The organism is Novosphingobium sp. Chol11 (genome assembly GCF_945870625.1).
In the GTDB taxonomy this organism is placed as follows: Bacteria; Pseudomonadota; Alphaproteobacteria; order Sphingomonadales; family Sphingomonadaceae; genus Novosphingobium.
On the sequence record NZ_CAMBTS010000042.1, the window covers coordinates 1 to 22,552 of the forward strand.

Consider the following 22,552-nt stretch of genomic DNA (forward strand, 5'->3'; position numbering starts at 1 on the left):
TCCGCCATCAACCGGTCAAGCTCTGCGTGGAAGTGACGCAGGCGGCCTTCCTGCTCGCTCCACAGTGGCCCGCGAAAGCCGCGCGAGCGCGAGCCTTTCTGCACGACGGGCAAGAGGTCGCTATCCTGATCGAGCACTTCGCCCAGACACGGCGGCTCGCCCAGCCGGGTGTGGATGACATCTGGCCGCGTGCGGCCTGAAAGATCAACCTCGCTGCCCAGCCCCATCCACGCAGGCGCGCCGTAACCCGGCGCATCGACATGGCGATAAAGGATGCAGGTGTCATAGGTGAACTGGTTCGGATCGGTCGCGTGCGGCAAAAACCGGTGGAGGAAGATCGCCTCGGGGTGGCACCCGATCTGCACGTTGGGAAAGATCGAATAGACCACGGAGTCCGAAAGCTGGCTGTCGCTGAACCGCTCGTAGCGCAGGCCCAATTCGTCCGAGCGCTTGCGCTTGGCGTGTTGCACCGCCACGCGGGTGTCGCGCGCGGTGCCCTCGTACGTTTCAGGATCGATGCCCGCATCGCGCAGCATCATCGCGATGCCGGGGTTCACGCCTTCCTGATCGGGAAAGCGCGGGCTGGGCTGCGCAAAAGGCACGAACTGGCGGCTGAGCCCGCCCGGCCAGAGATCGATCTGCGTGCGATCATCCATCAGGCACTGGGTCTGCGGATGGACTGCGTGCAAATGATAGATTTCGGCAAAGGCATCCACCCCGCCCTTCCAGTTCGCGCCCCAGTCAGAGCGGCGATGCTGGACGACATACATCTGGTCGATCTCGTAAAGCTCAAGCTGCGGCAGGATCGGCCCCAGAAACTCGCGCAGCGGCTTGATGCTGTCATCCATCGCGATGAACACAAGGCCCGCTGCCGTCTCGCAGAGCACCGATACCAGATCGTGCTCGTGGCACAGCACTTCCGGGCGGAACGTGCCCGCATCGGTCACTTCGATGTTGCGCCCTTCGAGATCGAATTTCCACGAATGGAACGGGCAGGTGAACTGCGCCACAGAGCTCAACTCAGCCGAGACCAGCTGGCTGCCGCGATGCGGGCACACATTGTAATGCGCGCGGATCACGCCATCGTCGCCGCGCACGATAATGAAGCTTTCCGGCCCGATATCGAACTTCATGAAATCGCCGGCTTCCGGAATATCGGAGGCAGGGCCTGCCAAGAGCCAGCTGCGGGCGAAAACCCGGTCCCATTCCGCGCGCGCGTATTCAGGATCGAAGTACCGCCCCGGTCCTGGCCGGCCGGTGCCGTTGTCGATGCGCGGCGCGTGATCGTTGAAAGCATGGGGGGCGCCGGTATGGATGTTCCACAGATCGAAATCGGTCTTCATGTCCATCTCCTGTAAAAAGCGAATGGCTGCCCGTCATCGACGCGCAGCCATCCCCCCCATCTGTCGTCTCCTCAAACCCGGCAGATCACAGCCCGCCGAATTTGACACCCAGTTCGGCCCCGAAATAGCGCGGAGCGCCGAAGTTCGAATTGAGCCACAGCCCGGCCACATTCTGCGAGGCGATCCGGTAGCGCTGATCGGTCAAGTTGCGGCCGATCACCCGGACATAGTACTGATCGTCGATCTGCGACAAAGTCAGCGAAGCGTTCACCAAGGTGCGCGCGTTGAGGAAAGTGTTGCCGCGCGGATCATCGATCGCCTGTGTATTCAAGTTGCGCGCGGTATAGGCCGCCGAGGCGTTGGCGACGAGCTTGTATCTGTCTAACACTGGCACCTGATAAGTGCCGTCCAACGTCCACTGCCACTTGGGCGCGCGGTCGAGCGGGGCGGTGGCGAGGTTATACCCCGCGCCCGGTGCCGTGTACTGGTCATACTTCCCGTCCTGGAAGCCCAGCACGCCGCGTAGCGTGAAGCCCTGGAACAATTTCGCGGTCGCTTCCGCCTCGATACCCTTCACCGTGGCGCTCGCCGCGTTGACGAAGATCGTCACCTGGTTCGACTGGCCATTGACGATGAGCGGCACATTGAGCTGCTTCTGCAGATCCCTGTACTTCACGTAGAACCCGGTGAGGTTAAAGCGCAGACGGCGATCGAACAGTTCGCTCTTCACGCCTGCTTCAAAGCTGTCCGCCGTTTCGGGACGGGTCGCCCGGGCAGCGGCGCGGAACACGTCATTGTTCGTGAACGGCGCAAAGCCGCCGATCTGATCGTTGAAACCGCCGCCCTTGAAGCCGCGCGAATAAGTCGCGTAGAGATAGAGGTCCTGCTGCGCCTGCCAACCAAGACTGGCGCGGAAGGTTGGCTTGCGTGCCGTGTTGCGCACGGTAACGACGCCCGCCGTATACTTGAACACGCTGGCGTCGAGCGCTTCGTTGAGCTGGATCGTGGGATCAAAGCCGCCGTTCAGCGTGGGGATGAACGCCTGCTGGCGGCCGAACCACTGCTTGTCTTCCCATGTATAGCGCGCGCCCGCCGTAAAGCTCAGCTCCGGGGTGATCTTGTAGGTGCCCTCGGCAAAGATCGCCTTGGAGCGAGATTTCTGCGCGTTGCACAGGAGGTACGGGGTGTCGTTCCAATTGCCGAACGGCAACGGACCGTTGGTCAGATCGAGGAAGCCGAGAATCTGCGAAACGCAGAAATCGATCGATTCATGCTGGTAAAATCCGCCGATCACCGCGTCGAACGGACCGCCAGTGTCGGTGGCGAAGCGCAATTCCTGCTGGAAGGTGCGGCGATCATCGTCGCGCGTCGCATCAAAGAAAGAAAGCGGCTGGCCGTCAGCCGCAATCGGCACCGCGCCGGCATAAGAGTTGGGAATGCGCGAGCGCTGGCTGCGCCACCCGGTCACCGAAGTCAGCTTGCCGAAATCGAAATCGATGTCGGCGTTGAAATAGAAGCCGTCGACCGAAATCCGCTGGCCGCTCTGCATCTTGAGCAGCGCGTCCTCGCGGTTGGAAACCGCCGCATTGTTCAGCGGATCGTTGCTGTTCGGATTGGGACGGATCGCACCGACCAGATCGGTGAGAAACGGAGCAGTGCCGGTAAACAGGCCGTTCTCGTTGACCGAAGGCACGGTTTCCGAACGATCGCGGATGCGCTCATACTGCGCCAGCAGATGAATGCGGTCACTCGGCTCCCACAGCGCCTTGGCGCGCATGGAGATCACTTCCTTACCGCCGATCCTCCTGCCATCGAGGCAGCCCGTCGCGCCGTTGAACTTGTTCGGCACAAAGCCGGTGACCGGGCCATAGCAAGCGCCATTGCGGTAAAAGCCGTTGTTGTTTTCCGAACCGACCACGAAGCGCAGCGCCAGCTTGTCGGTCACGGGCACATTCGCGGCCAGTTGCACATTGCGCGTGTTGAAGTTGCCCAACTGGACCCGGCCCTCGACGCCGATCACGCCCTGCACGGGGCGCTTGGTGCGCACCGTCACCGCGCCGCCCGTGGTGTTTTTGCCGAAAAGCGTGCCCTGCGGCCCGCGCAGCACTTCGACTTGCGCGATATCGAAGGTATCGAGCAGCTGCGTCTGCACCGAGGCAACGACAAAGTCATCGACCAGCACCGCGACCGGCGGCTCGAAATAGACGATGATCGAGGTTTGGCCAACGCCGCGCATCGCGAACGAAGCCGCGTTGAAATTGGTGATCGTGTTCGCCGAGAAATTGGGCACGAAGGCCGCCAAATCGCCGATATCGCGCGGGCTGACCTGCCGGATCAACTGGGAATCAATGGCCGAAATCGCGACCGGCGTGGTCTGCAAGTTCGAATTGCGGCGCAGCGCGGTCACCACGATCTCGCCAAGACCCTCGTTCGTGCCGGTTTGCGGGGCCGCTGCCGTGTCCGCTGGCGCCGCCGCCTGCGCATCGGCCGCATGAGCCAGCGAGGGCATGGCCGCCCCTGCTGCAATCAGCGCCGCAGCCGCGCTCGAACGCCAAAGAAAATGCCGTACCATCCCAATCTCCTCCGCCCCGCCATCACTGCGAGTTGGCGTGAGAGATAACACGAAATAGGCCCAAAGCAAGCAGACATGAATGTTTTTTTAGTGCGCGGGCCAATTCTGCCAGCGGTCTTGCGCGCGGGGGGCGGCAAGCGGCGCAGCGCGCGCGCCTAGCTTCCCCAAATAACAAGTCAGGCATGATTGTTTTTGTCAGCGCCCGCGCTATCATCGCGGGACGAGAGCCCGAGTGGGCCACCCTTGGGACAGGAATAGGAAGGTTTTCGAGTGGCATTCAGCTTCCTCTCGCGTTTCCGCATCCGGACAGACAGCGAGGCCGATTTCATCGCGCTGGCGCAGCAAATGGAAGCGCTTGCGCCTTCCGAACCGGCCACGCTCGCCTACAAGTTCTATCGGCTGGGCGAGCCGGGCATGTTTGCGGTCTATGAAAGCTTCGTCGATGAAGCGGGCGATCAGGCACACGGTGCCTATCCCCACAACAAACCCCTGATCGAGCAGATGATCGCCTGCATGGACGGCATGTATGAGCGCGAACTGCTGTTCGATCTCGAGTCCGCGACGTGACCCCTACTCTGGCCGCACGGCGCTCGTCCCATCAACCTGACATGGCGCTTGTTTCGGCGCTCGCCCGAACGATTCTGAGGTAAACGCGCATGCCCATCATCGCAAAACGTCCCAACCTCCTGTGGCTTTCGATCATCACTTTGGCCGCCTCGGTTACGGCAGCCTTGCAGGCCGCCCCGCCGGAGCCCGGCGCGCGGATCAAGTCGGTCGACGACCTGAACTCAAGCGGCGGCGCGCGCATCGACCCTGCCACCGCGCCCGGCCGCCCGCTGTTCGAGCAAAACTGCGCGATGTGCCATCTCGGCGGCGTGGCCAAGGCGCCCTCCCCGCAATTCCTCGGCATGCTAGCGCCCGATGCGATCGTGGCGTCGCTCAGTAGCGGCGTCATGCGCACGCAGGCCGCGATGCTCTCGCCTGCGCAGCGCATCGAGGTGGCCGAATATCTGACCAAGACGCCCTACGCTTCCTACCAGCGCCCCGCACCGCCGAAGCAATGCGCCGGGCCGGCGGCCGCGTTCGACCTCACCGATGTGCCCGGCGCGATCGGCTGGGGCCGCGACAACCGGCGCTTTGTCCCCGCCAATGTAGCGGGGCTGGGCAAAGGCGATCTGCCCCGGCTCAAATTGCGCTGGTCCTTCGCTTATCCCGCCTCCAGCCATGCGCGCTCGCAGCCGACCGTGGCATGGGGCACGCTGTTTGTCGGCAGCCAGGACGGCACCGTCTATGCCTTCGATCCCAAATCCGGCTGCACCAAGTGGAGCACCCGGCTGAGCGCGGAGATCCGCACCGGGATCGTGGCCGATCCGGTCACCAAGCGGCTCTATTTCGGCGATTTGCTGGGCAAGGCGCACGCGCTTGACGCGTTGACCGGCAAGGAATTGTGGGCTGAGCGCATGAGCGACCATGCCGACGCCACGATCACCGGCACGCCCACTTTGGGCGGTGATCTGCTTTATGTTCCGGTCTCATCGCTCGAAGTGGTGCAGGCGGGCAATCCCAATTATGCCTGCTGCACCTTCCGCGGTTCGGTGGTTGCACTCGATCCCGCCACCGGCCGCGAGGTCTGGCGCGCCTATACTGCCGGTGTGCCCACGCCGCAGGGCAAGACATCGGATGGCGCGCCGATCCTCGGCCCATCGGGCGCTCCGGTGTGGAACAGCCCAACTTATGATGCGGCGAACGGCCGGGTCTATTTCGGCTCGGGCGAAAATTACTCGACACCCGCCGACGACAACTCCGATACGGTCTTTGCAGTCGATGCCAAGACCGGCGCGCGGATCTGGCACACCCAGCTGACCGCGCAGGATGCGTGGAATGTGGGCTGCATGTTGGGCCTTGGCTCGTGTCCTACGGAAAACGGCCCCGACTATGACATCGCGGCTTCGGCCTTGCTCGTGCCCATCGGCAATGCCCAGGACATGCTCGTCGTCGGGCAGAAATCGGGTCAGGTCTGGGGCCTCGATCCCAAGACCGGCAAGGTCGCCTGGCAAACGCGCATCGGACACGGCGGCACGCAAGGCGGCGTCCACTTCGGCATGGCCGCCGAAGGTTTGCGCATTTTTGCCCCGATCAATGACATGGCCGATACCGGCGATGCGCGTGTGTATGATCCGGCAACGCGCGGCGCGGGCCTCCATGCCATTGATGCGGCCACCGGCAAGGAAACGTGGTTCGCTCGCGCGGCGGACCGCTGCGCCGGCCTCAAATTCTGCGATCCGGGCATTTCGGCGGCGGTAACGGCGGTCCCCGGCGTGGTCTTTGCCGGACATCTCGATGGCATGTTCCGCGCTTATGACAGCCAGACCGGCAAAGTGTTGTGGCAGAACGATACCACAAAGCCCGTGCCTTCGATCGATGGCCGCACCGCCAAGGGCGGCAGCATGAGCGGCTCGGGCCCGGCCGTCTGGAAAGGGATGGTCTTCGTCAATTCCGGCTACGGCATGTATAGCCACATGGCCGGAAACGCGCTGCTCGCCTACGATATCGCGCCCAAGCCTTAGCGCCTTGCGCAGAAACGGTTGGCTCCTCCCCTGCCACCCTTTCTCCGAAGAGGGCGGTGGAGCAACCTCGCACGCTGCCTTTCGCACTTGCAATGTTATCTCATATCAGTTAGCAGGTGCAGCATTGCTCGGCTCGGCCGAGTATGCGATAAGGTTGCGCGGGTTCGATGCGGAGTTCGAATGGCGGGTAATCGGATTGGCTGGCGCGATACGATCGGCTGGCTGAAAGAGATCGTCGGGCCCGATATGGCCTATGTGAATTTAGCGATGGTCTATGGCGTGGCGATCAGCCTCCTGTCTCTGGCCACCCCGATTTCAGTGCAATTGCTGATCAACAGCGTGGCCAACACCGCGCTTCCCGCCCCGCTCTGGACGCTGTCGGGACTGCTGCTGTTCCTGCTCGTGCTGGTCTCGGGGCTGAGCGCGATGCGCTACTGGATCATGGCGATGTTCGAGCGGCGGATTTATGCTCGCATCGTCGCCGAAATCACCGTCCGCACCGTCCATGCGCAGAACCCGTTCTTCGCCGATCAGAACCGCGGTGATCTGTTCAATCGCTATTTCGATATTGTCAAAGTTCAAAGCTCGGTGCCCAGTCTGGTCATCGGTGCTTTCACGATCATCCTGCAATCGACCGTGGGCCTCGTCGTCACCAGCTTTTATCACCCGTTTTTCCTCGCGTTCAACGCCTTGCTGCTGTTCGCCATCCTCTTGATCTGGATGGTCTGGTCGCGAGGTTCGATCCGCGCGGCGATCGCGCTCAGCCACGCCAAGCACGACGCCGCACGCTGGCTGGAGAGCATCGGCGGATCGAACGGCTTTTACAAGTCGAGCCGCCGCTTCGATTTTGCGATGCAGCAATCCGACGCCGTCACTGCAACGTATGTCACCCGCCACCGCAGCTTTTTCCGCTATGGCTTCACCCAGACGGTGGCCTTCCTGCTGCTCTATTCGCTGGCCAGCGCGGCGCTGCTCGCGCTCGGCGGCTCGCTCATCCTGCAAGGCCAATTGTCGATCGGCCAGCTCGTTGCGGCCGAGCTGATTCTCAGCAGCGTGTTTTACGGCGTGTCGCAGCTGGGCCAGTATCTGATCTATTTCTACGAACTGGTCGCCAGCTCCGAAGAGATTTCTCTGTTGCTCGCCGTTCCGCAGGAAAGCGCGGTTCAAGGGATTGCACAATCCCCGCGCAACGGCGCGATCCGGCTCGAAGGCGTGGTGGCCGATGGCGCGCGGTTCGATTTCGCGGTCGCGGCTGGCGAACAACTGGTCATGGTCACCGATGGCGGGGCCGAACGCGCGCTCGCACTGGTGCTGAAGCGGCACATCATCCCCGAGCGCGGCCTGATCACCATCGGCGGCACCGACATGGCCGCGTTCGACATGTACCAACTGCGCTCCGAGATCGCGGTGCTCAACCGCCCGACCATCGTCGATGTGACCATCCGCAACTACATGACTCTCTCGGCCACCGACGCAAATTCGGAAAGAGCGCTGCAAGCGCTTGAAACGGTGGGTCTGCGAGACCGTATCGCCGGCCTCAAACACGGGCTCGACACCCCGCTCGCGGCCTCGGGCTACCCGCTGTCGATTGGCGAGATGATGGCGCTCAAACTGGCCAATGCGCTGGTCGCGCGCCCGAAAGTACTGATGCTCTCGCAGCTCTACGATCTGATCCCGGCGGACCGGCTGGCGCGGGTGCTGCGCCAGCTAAAGGACGCAGGCACCACGGTCCTGCTGTGCACCGGCCGCCCCGAAGATATCGCGCTCGATGGTTGGATGCACCTTGAATCCCACCGTCAACGGCGCTTCGCCTCGCGCGACGAGCTGATCGAAGCCACGCAGCAGGCCCCAACGCAGGGAGGCCGCAATGAAGTATACCGCTGAGCACGCCGCCCATTTCAAGACGCTTTCGGCCATGCGCGCGCCCCGGATCACGGCGACGCTGGCCTGGATGCTCGTGCTGGGCATTGTGATCTCGGCGCTGATCCTCGTGCTGGTGCCCTGGGTGCAGACCGCCAATGGCAATGGCCAGGTTATCGCGCTCAATCCCGATGACCGCCAACAGCAGGTGACCGCGCTCGTCTCGGGCCGGGTCGACCGCTGGTTCGTGCAAGACGGCCAATTGGTGAATGCGGGAGATCCGATCGTGCGCGTGGTCGATCTCGATCCCGACTATCTCTCCCGCCTCACTGCCGAACGCGCACAAGTGCTCGCCGAAATCGCCGCGATCGAACAAAGCCGCACTGTTGCCAATATCGACGTCTCGCGCACAAAGCAGCTCTATTCCGAAGGTCTTGCCGCACGGCGCGAATACGAACAGACGCAGATCAAAGTGGCCGATGCCGGGGCCAAACTTGCCGAAGCGCGCGCCAAGATCAACCGCATCGACATCCAGCTCAAGCGACAGTCGGCCCAGTTGGTCCGCGCGCCGCGCGATGGCCGGATCCAGCAGGTCAACGCCGCCACCGGCAGTGCGATGGTCTCGGCCGGAACCGTGCTGGCGGTCATCTCGCCCGAGCGCATCGAGCGCGCGGTCGAACTTTACGTGGATGGCCGCGATGTACCCATCGTCCGCCCCGGCCGTTATGTCCGGCTAGAGTTCGAAGGCTGGCCCGCGATCCAGTTCAGCGGCTGGCCCTCGGTGGCGCTGGGCATGTTCGATGCGCGGGTCCGCGCAATCGACCCCAATGCCACATCCGATGGCTCGTTTCGTGTGCTGGTCGAGCCGATGCCGGGCGCTCCCGCCTGGCCGGGCAGCCAGTTTGTCCGCCCGGGCGGCAAAGTGCGCGGCTGGGTGCGCGGGCAGACGGTGCTTGCCGGCTATGAGCTGTGGCGCCAGCTCAATGATTTCCCGCTCGAATTCGGCGTCCGCCCCAAGATTGCGGCGAAGAGCGAGGGCAAGGATAAGGTATCGTCAGAGAAGTCTGACGATGAAGAGATCAAGAAAAAATGATCCGCCGTCTGGCAGTGCCAGTTTTCGCGCTCGTCTTTGCGCTGGGCACCGGCACAGCGTTTGCGCAAGCCGCCCCGCTCACGCTTGAAGAAGTGCTGCGCTCCTCCGCGCGCTCGGCGCCCCAGATTGTCGAGGCACTGGCGCGCGTTCGCCAGGCCGAGGGCCGCGCGCTGAGTGCGCAGGGCGCGTTTGACACCGTGTTCGACGTCGATGGGCAGACGCGGCTGACCAGCTACTACACCAGCTACTACGACGGCACCGAAGTCGAAGGCCGCGCCACCCGCCCGTTTACCAATAACGGCGGCTATCTCTATGGCAGCTATCAGGTTTCGCGCGGCCGGTTCCCGATCTACGAGGATCAGAACTACACCAACCAGCTAGGCCAGTTCAAAGTCGGCGGGCTTTATGCGCTGCTGCGTGACCGGGTGATCGATGAACGGCGCACCCGCCGCGCGCTTGCGGGCAAGGATATCGACGTCGCGCGGTTCGAGGCCGAAATGGTCGCGATCGGGGTGCAGCGGCGCGCGGTCGATGCCTATCAGAACTGGGTGGCCGCAGGCCTCAGGCTGCAGGCTTACCGCGATCTTCTGGCGCTGGCCGAGAAGCGGCGCGGCGGCATCGGCCGCCAGATCGCGTTGGGCGCGCGGCCCGCCATCCTGCTCACCGAGAATGATCAGAATCTGGTCCGCCGGCGCGGCCTCGTTACCCGCGCCGAACAGGATTTATCAAGCACGGCCAATGCCTTGTCGCTTTATTTGCGCGATGATGCGGGCACGCCGATCACCGTTTCGGCCGAGCGTCTGCCCGCCGACGCCAAGGCGCTGACCGGGCTGGCCGGGGTCAATCGCGCCGTCGCGGCCACCGCGCGGCCTGATTACCAGACAGTGCTGAACCGGATCGATCAGGCGACCACCCGGCTGATGCTGGCGCAGAACGACCTTTCGCCCCGGCTCGATCTGCGCGGCGAAATGAGCAAGGACGTGGGCCGCATCGGCCCCGGCGGAAGCAGCCGCACTCCGTTTGAGGCCATCGTCGGCTTCCGCTTCACCGTGCCCCTGCAAAACCGCGCCGCCAAGGGCCGCATCGCCGAGGCGCAGGCCGAACTATCCGCGCTCGACCAGCGCAGCCGCTTCCTGCGCGATCAGATCGCGGTCGAGGTCGAAGGGATCGTCATCGCCGTTACCGGGGCCGAGCGGCTGGCGGCCATTGCCGAGCAGGAACGCAGCCTCGCCGACCGCCTCGCCGCCGCCGAGCGCCGCGAATTCGAGCTGGGCGCGGCGGACTTCTTCCTAGTCAACCAGCGCGAGGAGACCGCCAACGACGCGCGTGTCCGCCTGATCGACGCGCAGGCCCGCATCGCCTCGGCCCGCGCCGAACTCGCCGCCGCGACGGCAGACCGCGAAGCCCTCCTGATCCCCGCCGCGCCCGCCGCAGGGGTTGGTGCGGACCAATAGCGCAAAAGGTGCTCGCCCCGCGCGGAAGGCTGGCGGGCACAATTGGATTTCTCGTGAAGGGCTAACCGATCAGGCGCGCACCCGCGTCTTGTCGGGATCGTAATGCGCAAAACGCGCGACGGTGCAGCCGATGCGCTTTTGATGGCCGTCCAGCTTGCCGATTTCAAGCGCAGTGCCAAGCGCCGTCTGCGTCACATCGAGCCGCGCCAGTGCAATTGTCTTGCCCAGCACCGGCGAACGCATGGCGCTGGTCACTTGGCCCACCTGCACCCGCCCGGCGAAAACCGGATCACCATGCCCGATGGCCTCTGCGCCTGCCACATCGAGCCCCACCAGCGCCCGCTGAGGATGCGCGCGCCGCCGCGCCAGCGCCTCGCCGCCGATAAAGTCCGCGCGCTTGTGCCTGGCCACGGCAAAGCCGATGCCTGCCTCGAACGGATCGGTCTGGTCGCAAAACTCGTACCCGGCAAAGATCAACCCCGCCTCGATCCGCAGCATATCGAGCGCGTCCAGACCAGCGGGCAGAACCCCATGCGGCGCGCCCGCCGCGATCAGCGCATCCCACAGATCGGGCGCGTTTGCAGGATGGCACCACAGCTCATAGCCAAGCTCACCCGAATAGCCAGTGCGCGAGACGACCACCGGGATCGTGCCGAGCCGACCGGTGGTAAAGCGAAACCAGCCCAGCTCGGCAATGCTTGGCCGGTGCGCCGGCGTCGCCACCAAGGGGCTGAGAATCGCGCGCGATAGCGGCCCCTGAAACGCCAGATTGGCGAGTTGCTCGGTCGACGTGCGCACCCACACCGACAAACCCCGCTCCGCCGCCAACTGCCGCAGCCAGACGCCGGTCCAGTCCTCTCCGCAAACGAGGCGGAAGGCCGCCGGGCCGAGCCGGAACACTGTGCCATCGTCGATCATCCCGCCGGAGGCGTGACACAGCGCGGCATAGACCACCTGCCCGATTGCCAATTTGGTGATGTCGCGGGTAGTCGCCAGATCGAGCAAAGTTTCCGCATCCGGCCCGGTCACCTCGAACTTGCGCAGCGCCGACAAGTCGATCAGCGCGGCTTTGGTGCGGCAAGCCCAATATTCGGCGATGGCCCCATGGTTGGTGTAGGCGCTGGCCAGCCAGAAGCCGCGATAATCCACAAACTGGCGGGTGAGCTCGGCCGTCCGGGGGTGAAACCCGGTATCGCGGGTCAGGCGCGGCGGTGCCTCGGGGCTCATGCGGTGGGCACTGGCGGGGCGAAACCCGGCGCTCTGGTCATAAATGCGGACATGGATGTCGGTAGGCTCCCAGGCATTGGCGGGATCGATATCATCGGCGCAGGACGAGGTGGCGCACACCAGATCGGTTAATACGCGCAGCAGAACATAGTCGCCGGGCCGCGACCATGGCTCGTCCATCGTGATCTGGTCATCCGGCCCGACAATCGTGTTGTAGAAGAAATTGATCGCGGGCCAACCCGCGCGCGGGGCCACGCCGTAGTCCTGCAGCGCCGCGTTGAAATTCTCGCTGCAGCTGGGATGCCCGGGATAGCCTTGATCTTCGTAGTACTTCGCGGTGCAAGCGAGCAGAAAGGTATCGTGCCGCCCCACCGTATCCTGCACGATTTCGACCAGCGGGCGCTGCGCCGCATCGAAAAACTTGGCGTGCAGCCCTGGCGCGGAAAACGCATTGCCCATGATCGTGCGCGTGGTGGTGGGGTCCAGCCCCATCTCGCGCCCCTGCGCCAGCGCCGCCGCATCGAACGCAAGGAAATCCGAGCATTGCTTGCCCGCCACATCGATGATCTGGATATAATCGCCTGCCTTGACGCGAAAGGCGCTCGCAGTTGCGGCTGCGATGCGCCATTTCTCGGTCACTGCGGCGAGCGGTTCGGGCAGATCGTCGCAAGGCTCGGCACGGGTCAACCGCGCGTGTAGTTCGGTCGGCGGATCCTGCGCATCGGGGGCCATCGGCGCGCCGGGTGCGGAAAGCGTTGCCGTGAGCGTCGCATCGGCCCGATATTCATAGCTCGCGCCCGCAGCCGACTCCGTGCCGAACAACGCGATTTCCTGCACTCCGCTGTCGGAATGAACCGTCAAAGCGCCCGGCTGCAGCCCCTCCGGATCGATCACGCGCAGCACATCGCCCGGCGCGAGGCGAAACGTGCGCGACCCGCCACCGGGAACGACAACAGGCGCGTTCATAAGCGCATCACACCGTTTCGCCCGACGCCAGAAACGCCTCGAGGCTGTCGTCGAGCGCGTCCATCCAGTTGGTATGGTGGCGCGGCGACATCGTGCCGGTCAGCACCGAGCGGTAGGAATGATTGCGATATCCCATGATGTCGTGCTCCTTATCGTGCTCCCATTGCTTGAACAGCGCGGCGACCGTCTCGGTATCGAGATCGGGATAATCGGTTGCGGCAATCAACTGGCACACATAATCGGCCTGAAAATCGATCTGTTCGGATGGATCGGCGCAGGCCCGGTCGCGCGCAACCCATGCCGCATTGTCCGCCGCGCGCGCCTCGGCATCGGGGATTGGCAGGCGGCCGAGGATCAGATCGCGGACATACCACGCCTGCGCATCGAACATGTTGAACGTGAAAAACTGATCCTGCATGCCGATGTAGAAAAGCTTCGGATTGTGCTGCCACACCACGCCCTGCCACAAGTTGTCGGGATAGAGCACGTTGTTCGTGACCAGCCGCAGATCGTCGGCAAGAAAGGGAAAATGGTGCTGATAGCCGGTGCACAGCACGATCGCGTCGACATGTTTGGTGGTGCCGTCGAGGAAAGTGGCGGTATGGCCCGCAACTTTGGTCAGCAGCGGCTTCTGGCTGAATTGCTCAGGCCAATCGAACCCGAGCGGGCGGGTGCGATAGGAGAACGTGACCGAGCGCGCGCCATATTTGATGCATTGGGTGCCGATGTCTTCGGCGGAGTACGAGCTGCCGATCATCAGCACGTCTTTGCCCGCAAACTCGTCGGCCGAGCGGAAATCGTGCGCATGGAGCACCCGGCCTGGAAAGGTCTCGATGCCCTCGAACGTCGGCACATTGGGCGTGGAGAAATGGCCACAGGCGACGATCACATAATCGAAGGTTTCGCTGTAAGTGCGGTCAGCTTTGTTGTCCTTCACCGTTACGGTGAAAAGCTGCGCCGCCTCGTCCCAGACCACACCCTTCACCGGGCTGTCGAAGCGGACCGTGTCGCGCACCCCGGCACGCTCGACCCGGCCCATGATGTAATCATGCAGCACCGCGCGCGGGGGATAGGAGGGGATGGCGCGGCCGAAGTGCTCTTCGAAGCTGTAATCGGCGAATTCGAGGCATTCCTTGGGGCCGTTCGACCATAGATAGCGATACATCGAACCGTGCACCGGCTCGCCATACTGGTCGAGCCCGGTGCGCCAGGTGTATTTCCACAGGCCGCCCCAATCGTCCTGCTTTTCAAAGCAGACCACCTCGGGAACCTCGACGCCCTTGGCCTTCGCGCTCTGGAAGGCGCGCAGCGCGGCAAGTCCGCTGGGCTCCGCGCCAATGATCGCTACTCGCTTGGTCATGCCATCCCTCGCTTGGTCCCGGATGCCGGGCGATACCGAATTTATGTCATTAGCAGCGCGTTAGCACCCACTTAGCAGTCCAGCGTCGTGTCGCGCTCCCATTGCGTCAAGTGCCGCGCATAATCGTTCCACTCGCCGTGCTTGAGCTTGAGGTAAGCGGGTACCAACTCGGGCATCGCGGCGGTGAGCACCTCGCTCGCTTCCAAGGCGCGCAGCGCATCGAGCAGGTTGAGCGGCAGCTTGGGCGGTGTGCCGACCACCAAGTGGCCTTCGGTGTACATATTGTTGGTCTGGCGCGGGCCGGGATCAAGCCGCCGCGCCATGCCATCAAGGCCGGCAGCGAGCGCCAGGGCAGGCAGCAGGTAAGGATTGGCCGCGCCATCGGCGAGACGCAGCTCGAACCGGTCCGGTTCGGGAACGCGGATCATGTGGGTGCGGTTGTTGTCCGTCCAGGTCACCGAATTGGGCGACCATGTCGCGCCCGAGACCGTGCGCGGCGCGTTGATCCGCTTGTAACTGTTGACCGTGGGGTTGGTGATCGCGGCCATCGCCGGGGCGCTGCTCAGCACGCCGCCGATGAAGTTCTTTGCCAGATCGGTGATATCCGCGCCGCCATCGAACGCGTTGGTCGCGCCCTGCCACAGCGAGAGATGGATGTGGCAGCCATTGCCGGTGAGGTTGGCAAACGGCTTCGGCATGAAAGTCGCGCGCAGGCCGTGCTTCTCGGCAACCGACTTCACCATGAACTTGAAAAACGCCATGCGATCGGCGGTGAGCAGCGCCTCGTCATACGTCCAGTTCATCTCGAACTGGCCGTTCGCGTCCTCATGGTCGTTTTGATAGGGAGCCCAGCCGAGGCTCAGCATCGCGTCGCAGATTTCGGTGATGATGTCATAGCGCCGCATCAGCGCCTGCTCGTCATAGCAAGGCTTGGCCTGGATATCAGCGGCATCGGAAATGGCGAGGCCATCGGGCGTGGTCAGAAAAAACTCGCACTCCACCCCGGTTTTGAGCGTGTACCCCAGCGCTGCCGCCTTCGCGATCTGCGCTTTGAGGGCAAGGCGCGGGCTGGCCAGGACCGGCGCGCCGCCCATCCACAGATCGGCTGCGAGCCAGCCCACTTGCGGCTTCCACGGCAACTGGATCAGGCTGGCGGGATCGGGAATGGCAAAGAGGTCGGGATCGGCCGGCGTCATATCGAGCCAGGTGGCAAACCCGGCAAAGCCCGCGCCGTTTTTCTGCATGCCAGCGATCGCGGCGGCAGGCACCAGCTTGGCCCGCTGCGCGCCGAACAGGTCGGTGTAGGAAATCAGGAAGTATGTGATGCCCTTGTCAGCGGCGACAGCCGCCAGATCGATGCTCATGGCTTCATTCCCCAACCCTTTTGAACCCAGCCCACGTCAACCTTAAAACTTCGCGCCCGGTATCCAGTCTGTCCCCGCCAGCGGTACCCGCGCCATTGCCGCTGCCTCGATCGTCAGCGCGACCAGATCCTCCGGCTCCAGATTGTGGAGGTGGCTCTTGCCGCAGGCCCGCGCGATCGTTTGCGCCTCCAAGGTCATCACCGCCAGATAATTGGCCAGCCGCCGCCCCGCCATCACCGGATCGAGCCTTGCCGCAAGCAAAGGGTCTTGCGTGGTGATCCCCGCCGGATCGCGGCCTTCGTGCCAATCGTCATAGGCCCCTGCGCTGCTGCCCAACGCCTCATACTCCGCCTGATAGCGGGGATCGTTGTCGCCCAGCGCCACTAGCGCCGCGGTGCCGATCGCCACTGCATCCGCGCCCAGCGCCAGCGCCTTGGCCACATCGGCCCCATTACGAATGCCGCCCGAAACGATCAGTTGAACCTTGCGGTGCAGCCCCATGTCCTGCAGCGCCTGCACCGCCGGGCGGATCGCAGCGAGGATCGGGATGCCGACATGCTCGATGAACACATCCTGCGTTGCCGCCGTGCCGCCTTGCATGCCATCGAGCACGACGACATCCGCGCCCGATTTCACCGCGAGCGCCACGTCATAATAAGGCCGCGTCGCGCCCACTTTGACATAGATCGGCTTTTCCCAATCGGTGATCTCGCGCAGTTCCTCGATCTTGATTTCAAGGTCGTCCGGCCCGGTCCAGTCGGGATGACGGCAGGCCGAGCGCTGGTCGATCCCCATCGGCAACGTCCGCATCTGCGCCACGCGGTCGGAAATTTTCTGCCCCAGCAACATGCCGCCGCCGCCGGGCTTGGCCCCCTGCCCGATCACCACTTCGATGGCATCGGCTTTGCGCAGATCATCGGGGTTCATGCCGTATCGGCTGGGCAGATACTGATAGACCAGATGCTGCGACTGGCCGCGCTCCTCGGGCGTCATCCCGCCGTCGCCAGTAGTGGTGCTGGTGCCCGCGATGCTCGCCCCGCGCCCCAGCGCTTCTTTCGCCTGACCCGAGAGCGCGCCAAAGCTCATACCCGCAATCGTGATAGGGATCTTGAGATGCAGCGGCTTCTTGGCAAAGCGGGTGCCCAGCCACACATCAGTGGCGCACTTTTCGCGGTATCCTTCGAGCGGATAGCGCGAGACCGACGCGCCCAGAAACAACAGGTCATCGAAATGCGGCAGCGCGCGCTTGGTGCCGCCGCCGCGAATGTCGTAAATCCCGGTGGCCGCCGCGCGGCGGATTTCGGCCAGCGTATGCGGATCGAAAGTAGCGGAATAGCGCGGCAAAGTGCGCGGGGTTTCGGAATTGTCCATCGCGGCGCTCCTCAATATGCCGAAGCGTTGTCGACGTGGAAATTGTAGAGCTGGCGCGCCGAACCATAGCGCTTGAACTGCTCGGGCGTCACGCTGTCCTCCACGCCCGCCTGCGCCAGCAGCGCCGCCAGAATCTCAAGATGTTCGGGTCGCATCTCCTTCTGGGTGCAGTCCGCGCCCAGACTTTTGACCTGACCGCGCACGAAAATGCGTGTTTCGTAAAGCGAATCGCCCAGCGCCTCGCCCGCATCGCCGAGCACCACCAGATTGCCCGCCTGCGCCATGAATGCCGACATCGGGCCGATCGATCCTTTGACGACGATGTCGACGCCCTTCATCGAGATGCCGCAGCGCGCCGAGGCATTGCCATCGATCACCAGCAGCCCGCCATGCGCGGTCGCCCCCGCCGCCTGGCTGGCATCGCCTTTGACATGGACCATGCCGCTCATCATGTTTTCGGCAACGCCCACCCCGGCATTGCCATTGATGATCACGTTCGCCTGCTGGTTCATGCCAGCGCAGTAATACCCCGCATGGCCGTCTATCTCGACTGTGACCGGCGCGTTGATGCCCGCCGCCAGCGCATGTTGCCCTCCCGGATTGCGCACCAGCCAGTGTGTCTCGTTGGTTTCGGGAAGCAGCGCGTGGAGCGCCGCATTCAGCTCGCGGCGGGTGGACCTCGCCAGATCGACCTCGGGCATCACTGCCGCTCCCAGACATAGGCGCGCGCCGGTTCCGGTTCGAAAACCCGCGCCTGCGCGATGCCCGGCAAGCCGACCAGCGCGCGATATTCGCTGCCAAACGCCACATAGCGGTCGGTCTCGGCCATCACCGCCGGCTTGCACGCGATCGGATCGCGCATCACCGCAAAGCCGTTTTCGGTGCCGATGACGAACGTGTAGAACCCATCCAGATCGACCAGCCCGGCATCGAGCGCTTCGGTCAAAGTCGCGCCTTCGCGCAGCCGCCAGCTCAGATAGCCCGCCGCTACTTCGCTGTCGTTGTCGGTCTCGAAAGTCAGCCCCTCACGCTCAAGATTGCGGCGCAGCGAGCGGTGGTTCGATAGCGAGCCATTGTGGACGAGGCACTGGTCCGCCCCGGTCGAGAACGGATGCGCGCCTGCCGTTGTCACTGCGCTCTCGGTCGCCATGCGGGTATGGCCGATGCCGTGGGTGCCCGCCATCTGTGGCAGCGCGAAGCGCGTGGCCACCGCGCCGGGTTTGCCCACTTCCTTGTAAAGCTCGATGCGTTTGCCGGAGCCGGTTACCGCAAGGTCAGGCCGATGGAGCGCCAACCAGCCGCGCACGCTTTCTTCCTCCGCCTCCGCAATCGAGAGCACCAGATGCGTATCGCGCCGCGTCACCTCGGCCTTTCCGGCCAATGCCGCGACCACGTCATCCAGCCGCTCACCGCGCAAGGTCAGCTTGATCCGCCCGCTCACGCCATCGCCATAAACCGCAAAGCCCGCGCTATCCGGTCCCCGGTCGGTCATCACCACCAGCATCTCGCCGAGCAGGCGGCCGAGATCGGGCTGGAGGCTTTCATCCTTGAGAAACAGACCGACAATTCCGCACATGGCGCGATTCTCCATTAGTCCTTCCGGATAGCGGCGCGCGCCAGCAGGATCAATTCTCAAGAAACAACATTTCCTTAAAAGAACAGGGCAACCGCGCGGCAGCCGATCATGCCCCTCCCCTCGCCTTTTCCGTCAACCTGAACTTGTTTCAGGATCCATCCTTCAGCGCATGCGGACGCTTCGGGCTTGAGGCCTCTTGCCGCGATCGAGCTCCATATCCTGCGCGCACCACTTTCGCGGCACGATGGACCCTGAAACAAGGTCTGGGTGACGCCGAAGTTGGCGGCAGAACGTCCGCGTCAGCTACCCGCCGCTTGCGCCGCCGCGCGCATAAGTGATGATCGAAAGATAGCGGATCACCCCCTTGCCCATCGCTTCGGGCCCATGCTGCGCCTGGCTATCGAACAGCAGCGTATCGCCGGGCTTCAAATCGTAGCGCCGGTCGCCGTGGCGGTAGCTGACTTCGCCTTCGAGCATATAGAGCAGCTCGGTTCCGCCATGCGAAAAGCCGGTGTAGGGCATGGCGTCTTCGCTGAGCGTGATGAGATAAGGCTCGACCGCGTAATCACCGCTGAGCAAGTGGCCCAGCAATTGGTAGACATGCCCGGCCTTTGTCCCGCGCCGCTCGATCTTCACGCCTTGCCCGGCGGCAACAAAGGAGCAATCCTGCCGCTCCTCCGCCATTGCAAACAGCGAGGAGATCGGCGTTTGCAGCGCCTGCGCCAGCGATTGCAGCGAGGTGAGCGAGGGCGATATCTGGCCGTTCTCGATCTTCGAGAGCATGCCTGTGGAAAGCCCGGCGGCGGCGGCAAGATCGGCGACGGACAAGTCCTGCTGGCGGCGCAATTGCCGCACGCGCAGCCCCAGCGCCTTTTCCAGCGCGCGCGGATCGTTGCTCGGCGCGCCCGAACCGGTCGCATAGTCTTCGGGCGGCTGCGGCAATGTTGCCATCTGCGCAGACGCCGGGCGCTTCGCCATCAATCGCTCTCCTTGCGTGGCAACCTTGCCGGTTGGCGAAGCGCAATTCAAGCAGAGGCGAGCCAATCGTGCAAATCATGCGCAAAACTGCGCGGCACAGCGACGATCCAGCCGGCCTCGCGCGGCCAGACGACGACGCCGATATGCGCGATCTGGCTGACCAGCGCAGCATTGGCGGGCAGAACGGCCGGGTCGAGATCGATGGAGAGCCCCTGTTGCAGCTTCGCGCGCGCGCCCGCGCCAGACAGCGCAAAAAGCCGGAAGCCGCCCGATTGATCGACCACCGCCGCCGCTTCGCCCAGCCGCGCGGCCAGCGCCTCGGCCCAATCGTCGGCGGCCTGCGCCGCATAGGCCAGCCACTGGCGCGGGCCGATGCCGATGAGCGCAAGGTCATCGCCGGCGCTCACATGCGGCCCTGCCACCAGCGCAAGGCCCAGCGCCGCGCCAATCGCCTGCGGCGCGCTCGCGCGGTGGGGCAGCACGGCGGCAAGGCCAAAGCCAGTGTGTTCGGCCAGATGGGTTTCAGCCACGCAGCCGCGCTCCTTCGGGATCGTAGAACACCGGATCGCAGACCTGCGCCATCACATCGGCCCCGCGCACCGGATCGTGCACGGTCACCGTTTCGCCGTGCCGCTGCGCGCCGTTTGCCAGCAGCGCCAGCGCGATGGGATGGCCAAGGATCGGCGAAAAGCAGGCCGAAGTGACATAGCCCTCGTCATTGGCGATGACAGGGGCCGCACCCCGGCGGACCAGATGCGCGCCCGCGCGAATGGCAGACTTGCCGTCGGCGGGTTTGAGCCCGACCAGCCGGGGCCGCGCCGGATCGGCCATGCCCGGCCGCAGCGCCATTTTCTTGCCGATGAAATCCTTGGTGCTCGACATCATCCGCGCCATGCCGAGATCGGCGGCCGTGACGGTGCCATTAAGCTCACCACCCGCCGCGTGGCCTTTCTCGATGCGCATCACGCCCAGCGCCTCGGTGCCATAGGGGACCATGCCGAAATCCGCGCCCGCGCCCGCAAGATGGATGAGCAATGCTGCGCCATGCTGCGCAGCAATCGCCACTTCGTAGGCCAGCTCGCCCGAGAACGACAGGCGGTAAAGCCGGATCAGGCGGCCCTCCCAGCGCAAGGTGCTCGCCGCTATATAGGGCACTGCCGCATTGGAAAGGTCCGTGTCCGGGAAAGCAGCGCTGAGCAGATCGCGCGCCAGCGGCCCGGCCACGGCATAGGTCGCCCACTGCTCGGTGACCGAGGCAGCCTGCACATCAAGATCGGGCCAGATCGCCTGCCGCGCAAAATCCAGATGCTGCATCACCCGGGCGGCGTTTGCGGTGGTCGTGGTCAGGAACCAGCGATACTCGCCAAAGCGGGTGACGGTGCCATCATCGAGCACGCCGCCATCTTCGCGCAACATCACGCCGTAGCGCGCGCGGCCCATGCGCAAACTCGACATCGTGTTGATATAGAGCCGATCCAGCAACAAGCCCGCATCGGGGCCAGTCAGTTCGATCTTGCCAAGGGTCGAGACATCGCACAGCCCGACACCGCCGCGCACCGCCTTCACTTCGCGGTCGACGCTGGTGCGCCAATGTGTTTCGCCCGGCAGCGGAAACCACTGCGCGCGTTTCCATTGCCCGGCGTCAATGAATACCGCGCCTTGCGCCGCCGCCCAATCGTGACTCGGCGTGCGGCGAATGGGGCGGAAATGCGCGCCGCGATGGTGCGCCGCGAACGCCGCGATGGCGACGGGCGTCACCGGCGGGCGCGGGCGGATCGTGCCAACCTCGGCCATGCTGCGCCCGGTTGCTGCACCAAGCAACCCGTGCCCGTTGACCTGCCCAATGCGGCCCTGATCGGTCGCCATGCCCAGCGTGGTATAGCGTTTGGCGTGCTCGACCGAGGTGAAGCCTTCGCGCGCCGCCAGCGCGATATCCTTGGCGGTCACATCGTGCTGGAAATCGACGAAGGCCTTGCCCTTGCACGGGCCGCTTTGCCAGATCGCCGCTTGGCCATGCGGCGCATCGGCGGCAAACGGCAAGGCGACTTCACGGCCCAGCGCCGCGCGCAAGGCCTCCGCGCCCGAAGCCAGCGCGCTCGCCAGCCCGAACCGCCCCGCCGCCGCGCCCGCAGGGATCAATTCGCCCGATGGTCCGGGCAGATAGGCCGCCAGCGCGTCGTCCCACACCGGGCGCTCGCCCAGATGCGCGGCGAGCGCCAGATTGGGGTTCCATCCGCCCGCCATCGCCACCAGATCGCAGGTGAAGCGCTGCGCTCGCCCGCACGCATCCGCCAGCGTAATGCCGCTGACCGCACTGCCGCCATGCGCCGCGATCACCGCACCGCCTTCGATCACCGCCGTGCCGCTGGCTTTCAGCCGTTCCGCCAATGCTGCGGGCAATGCCCCGCGCAAGTCGATCACTGCCGCGATGGCCACGCCCGCATCGAGCAGATCGCCTGCCACTTCCCAGCCGCTATCCGCCGCGATCACCAGCACCGCGCGCTTGCCCGGCAAAACGCCGTAGCGATGGACATAGGCCGAAACCGCGCCCGCCAGCATAATGCCCGGGCGGTCGTTGCCATCGAACACGATGGGCCGTTCGGTCGCGCCGGTCGCCATGATCGTCCGGCCCGCGCGAATCTTCCATAGCCGCTGGCGGAGTTGCCCCGGCAACGGCACCGGCAGATGATCGGAGACCCGCTCCACCGCGCCATATTCCGCAGCCTCAAACCGGCCAAACACCGTGGTGCGCGGCAGCAGGCGGACATGGGGCAGCGCCGCGAGTTCGGCCAGCACGCCATCGGCCCAGTGCGCCGCTGGC

The 22,552-nt window shown here is 64.5% G+C and carries 16 protein-coding genes; 5 read left to right on the forward strand and 11 right to left on the reverse strand.

Annotated elements, in window-relative coordinates:
• Together Q0O40_RS08810 and Q0O40_RS08815 are read right to left on the reverse strand one after the other, a co-directional pair.
• On the reverse strand, positions 1-1,343 hold a 1,343-nt coding region (locus Q0O40_RS08810), incomplete at its 3' end, for an aromatic ring-hydroxylating dioxygenase subunit alpha (protein WP_295528764.1).
• Between the two features lie 85 nt (positions 1,344-1,428).
• The gene (locus tag Q0O40_RS08815) at positions 1,429-3,915 is read right to left on the reverse strand and encodes a TonB-dependent receptor (RefSeq protein ID WP_295528766.1); all 2,487 of its coding nucleotides are present in this window, start codon (positions 3,913-3,915) and stop codon (positions 1,429-1,431) included.
• A gap of 270 nt (positions 3,916-4,185) precedes the next feature.
• Here Q0O40_RS08815 and Q0O40_RS08820 point away from each other — a divergent pair, with 270 nt between their 5' ends.
• From Q0O40_RS08820 to Q0O40_RS08840, 5 genes are all read left to right on the forward strand, one after another.
• A complete protein-coding gene (locus Q0O40_RS08820) occupies positions 4,186-4,482 on the forward strand; it encodes an antibiotic biosynthesis monooxygenase (RefSeq protein WP_295528768.1) in 297 nt (98 codons plus the stop codon).
• A gap of 89 nt (positions 4,483-4,571) precedes the next feature.
• Positions 4,572-6,482: a PQQ-binding-like beta-propeller repeat protein gene (locus Q0O40_RS08825; protein WP_295528770.1), complete on the forward strand. Its 1,911-nt coding sequence runs from the start codon at positions 4,572-4,574 to the stop codon at positions 6,480-6,482.
• Positions 6,483-6,662: 180 nt separating this feature from the next.
• On the forward strand, positions 6,663-8,366 hold the full coding sequence (locus tag Q0O40_RS08830) for an ABC transporter ATP-binding protein (protein ID WP_295528772.1): 1,704 nt from the start codon (positions 6,663-6,665) through the stop codon (positions 8,364-8,366).
• The gene (locus Q0O40_RS08835) at positions 8,350-9,435 is read left to right on the forward strand and encodes an HlyD family efflux transporter periplasmic adaptor subunit (RefSeq protein WP_295528774.1); all 1,086 of its coding nucleotides are present in this window, start codon (positions 8,350-8,352) and stop codon (positions 9,433-9,435) included. Before Q0O40_RS08830 ends, Q0O40_RS08835 begins: the two co-directional genes overlap by 17 nt.
• Entirely contained in the window at positions 9,432-10,889 is a 1,458-nt protein-coding gene (locus tag Q0O40_RS08840) for a TolC family protein (protein WP_295528775.1), read from the forward strand. The genes Q0O40_RS08835 and Q0O40_RS08840 overlap by 4 nt, the downstream gene beginning before the upstream one ends.
• Positions 10,890-10,958: 69 nt before the next feature.
• Here Q0O40_RS08840 and Q0O40_RS08845 read toward each other — a convergent pair whose 3' ends face one another.
• The 9 genes from Q0O40_RS08845 to Q0O40_RS08885 form a co-directional block, all read right to left on the reverse strand.
• Positions 10,959-13,082, reverse strand: a complete 2,124-nt coding sequence (locus tag Q0O40_RS08845) for a DUF1989 domain-containing protein (RefSeq protein WP_295528778.1) — start codon at positions 13,080-13,082, stop codon at positions 10,959-10,961.
• A 7-nt stretch (positions 13,083-13,089) separates the two neighbouring features.
• Positions 13,090-14,442 carry an NAD(P)/FAD-dependent oxidoreductase gene (locus tag Q0O40_RS08850; protein ID WP_295528780.1) on the reverse strand — a complete coding sequence of 451 codons (1,353 nt, stop codon included), beginning with the start codon at positions 14,440-14,442 and terminating at the stop codon, positions 13,090-13,092.
• Positions 14,443-14,513: 71 nt separating this feature from the next.
• Entirely contained in the window at positions 14,514-15,806 is a 1,293-nt protein-coding gene (gene glnT, locus Q0O40_RS08855; protein WP_295528781.1) for a type III glutamate--ammonia ligase, read from the reverse strand.
• A gap of 42 nt (positions 15,807-15,848) precedes the next feature.
• Positions 15,849-17,177: an FMN-binding glutamate synthase family protein gene (locus tag Q0O40_RS08860; protein WP_295528783.1), complete on the reverse strand. Its 1,329-nt coding sequence runs from the start codon at positions 17,175-17,177 to the stop codon at positions 15,849-15,851.
• A gap of 11 nt (positions 17,178-17,188) precedes the next feature.
• A complete protein-coding gene (locus tag Q0O40_RS08865) occupies positions 17,189-17,878 on the reverse strand; it encodes a protein glxC (protein WP_295528785.1) in 690 nt (229 codons plus the stop codon).
• On the reverse strand, positions 17,878-18,813 hold the full coding sequence (locus tag Q0O40_RS08870; RefSeq protein ID WP_295528787.1) for a glutamine amidotransferase family protein: 936 nt from the start codon (positions 18,811-18,813) through the stop codon (positions 17,878-17,880). The genes Q0O40_RS08865 and Q0O40_RS08870 overlap by 1 nt, the downstream gene beginning before the upstream one ends.
• A gap of 243 nt (positions 18,814-19,056) precedes the next feature.
• Entirely contained in the window at positions 19,057-19,731 is a 675-nt protein-coding gene (locus tag Q0O40_RS08875; RefSeq protein WP_295528789.1) for an XRE family transcriptional regulator, read from the reverse strand.
• A gap of 47 nt (positions 19,732-19,778) precedes the next feature.
• Positions 19,779-20,261 carry a sarcosine oxidase subunit gamma gene (locus tag Q0O40_RS08880; RefSeq protein WP_295528791.1) on the reverse strand — a complete coding sequence of 161 codons (483 nt, stop codon included), beginning with the start codon at positions 20,259-20,261 and terminating at the stop codon, positions 19,779-19,781.
• On the reverse strand, positions 20,254-22,552 hold a 2,299-nt coding region (locus Q0O40_RS08885; protein WP_295528793.1), incomplete at its 5' end, for a glycine cleavage T C-terminal barrel domain-containing protein. The genes Q0O40_RS08880 and Q0O40_RS08885, both read right to left, overlap by 8 nt.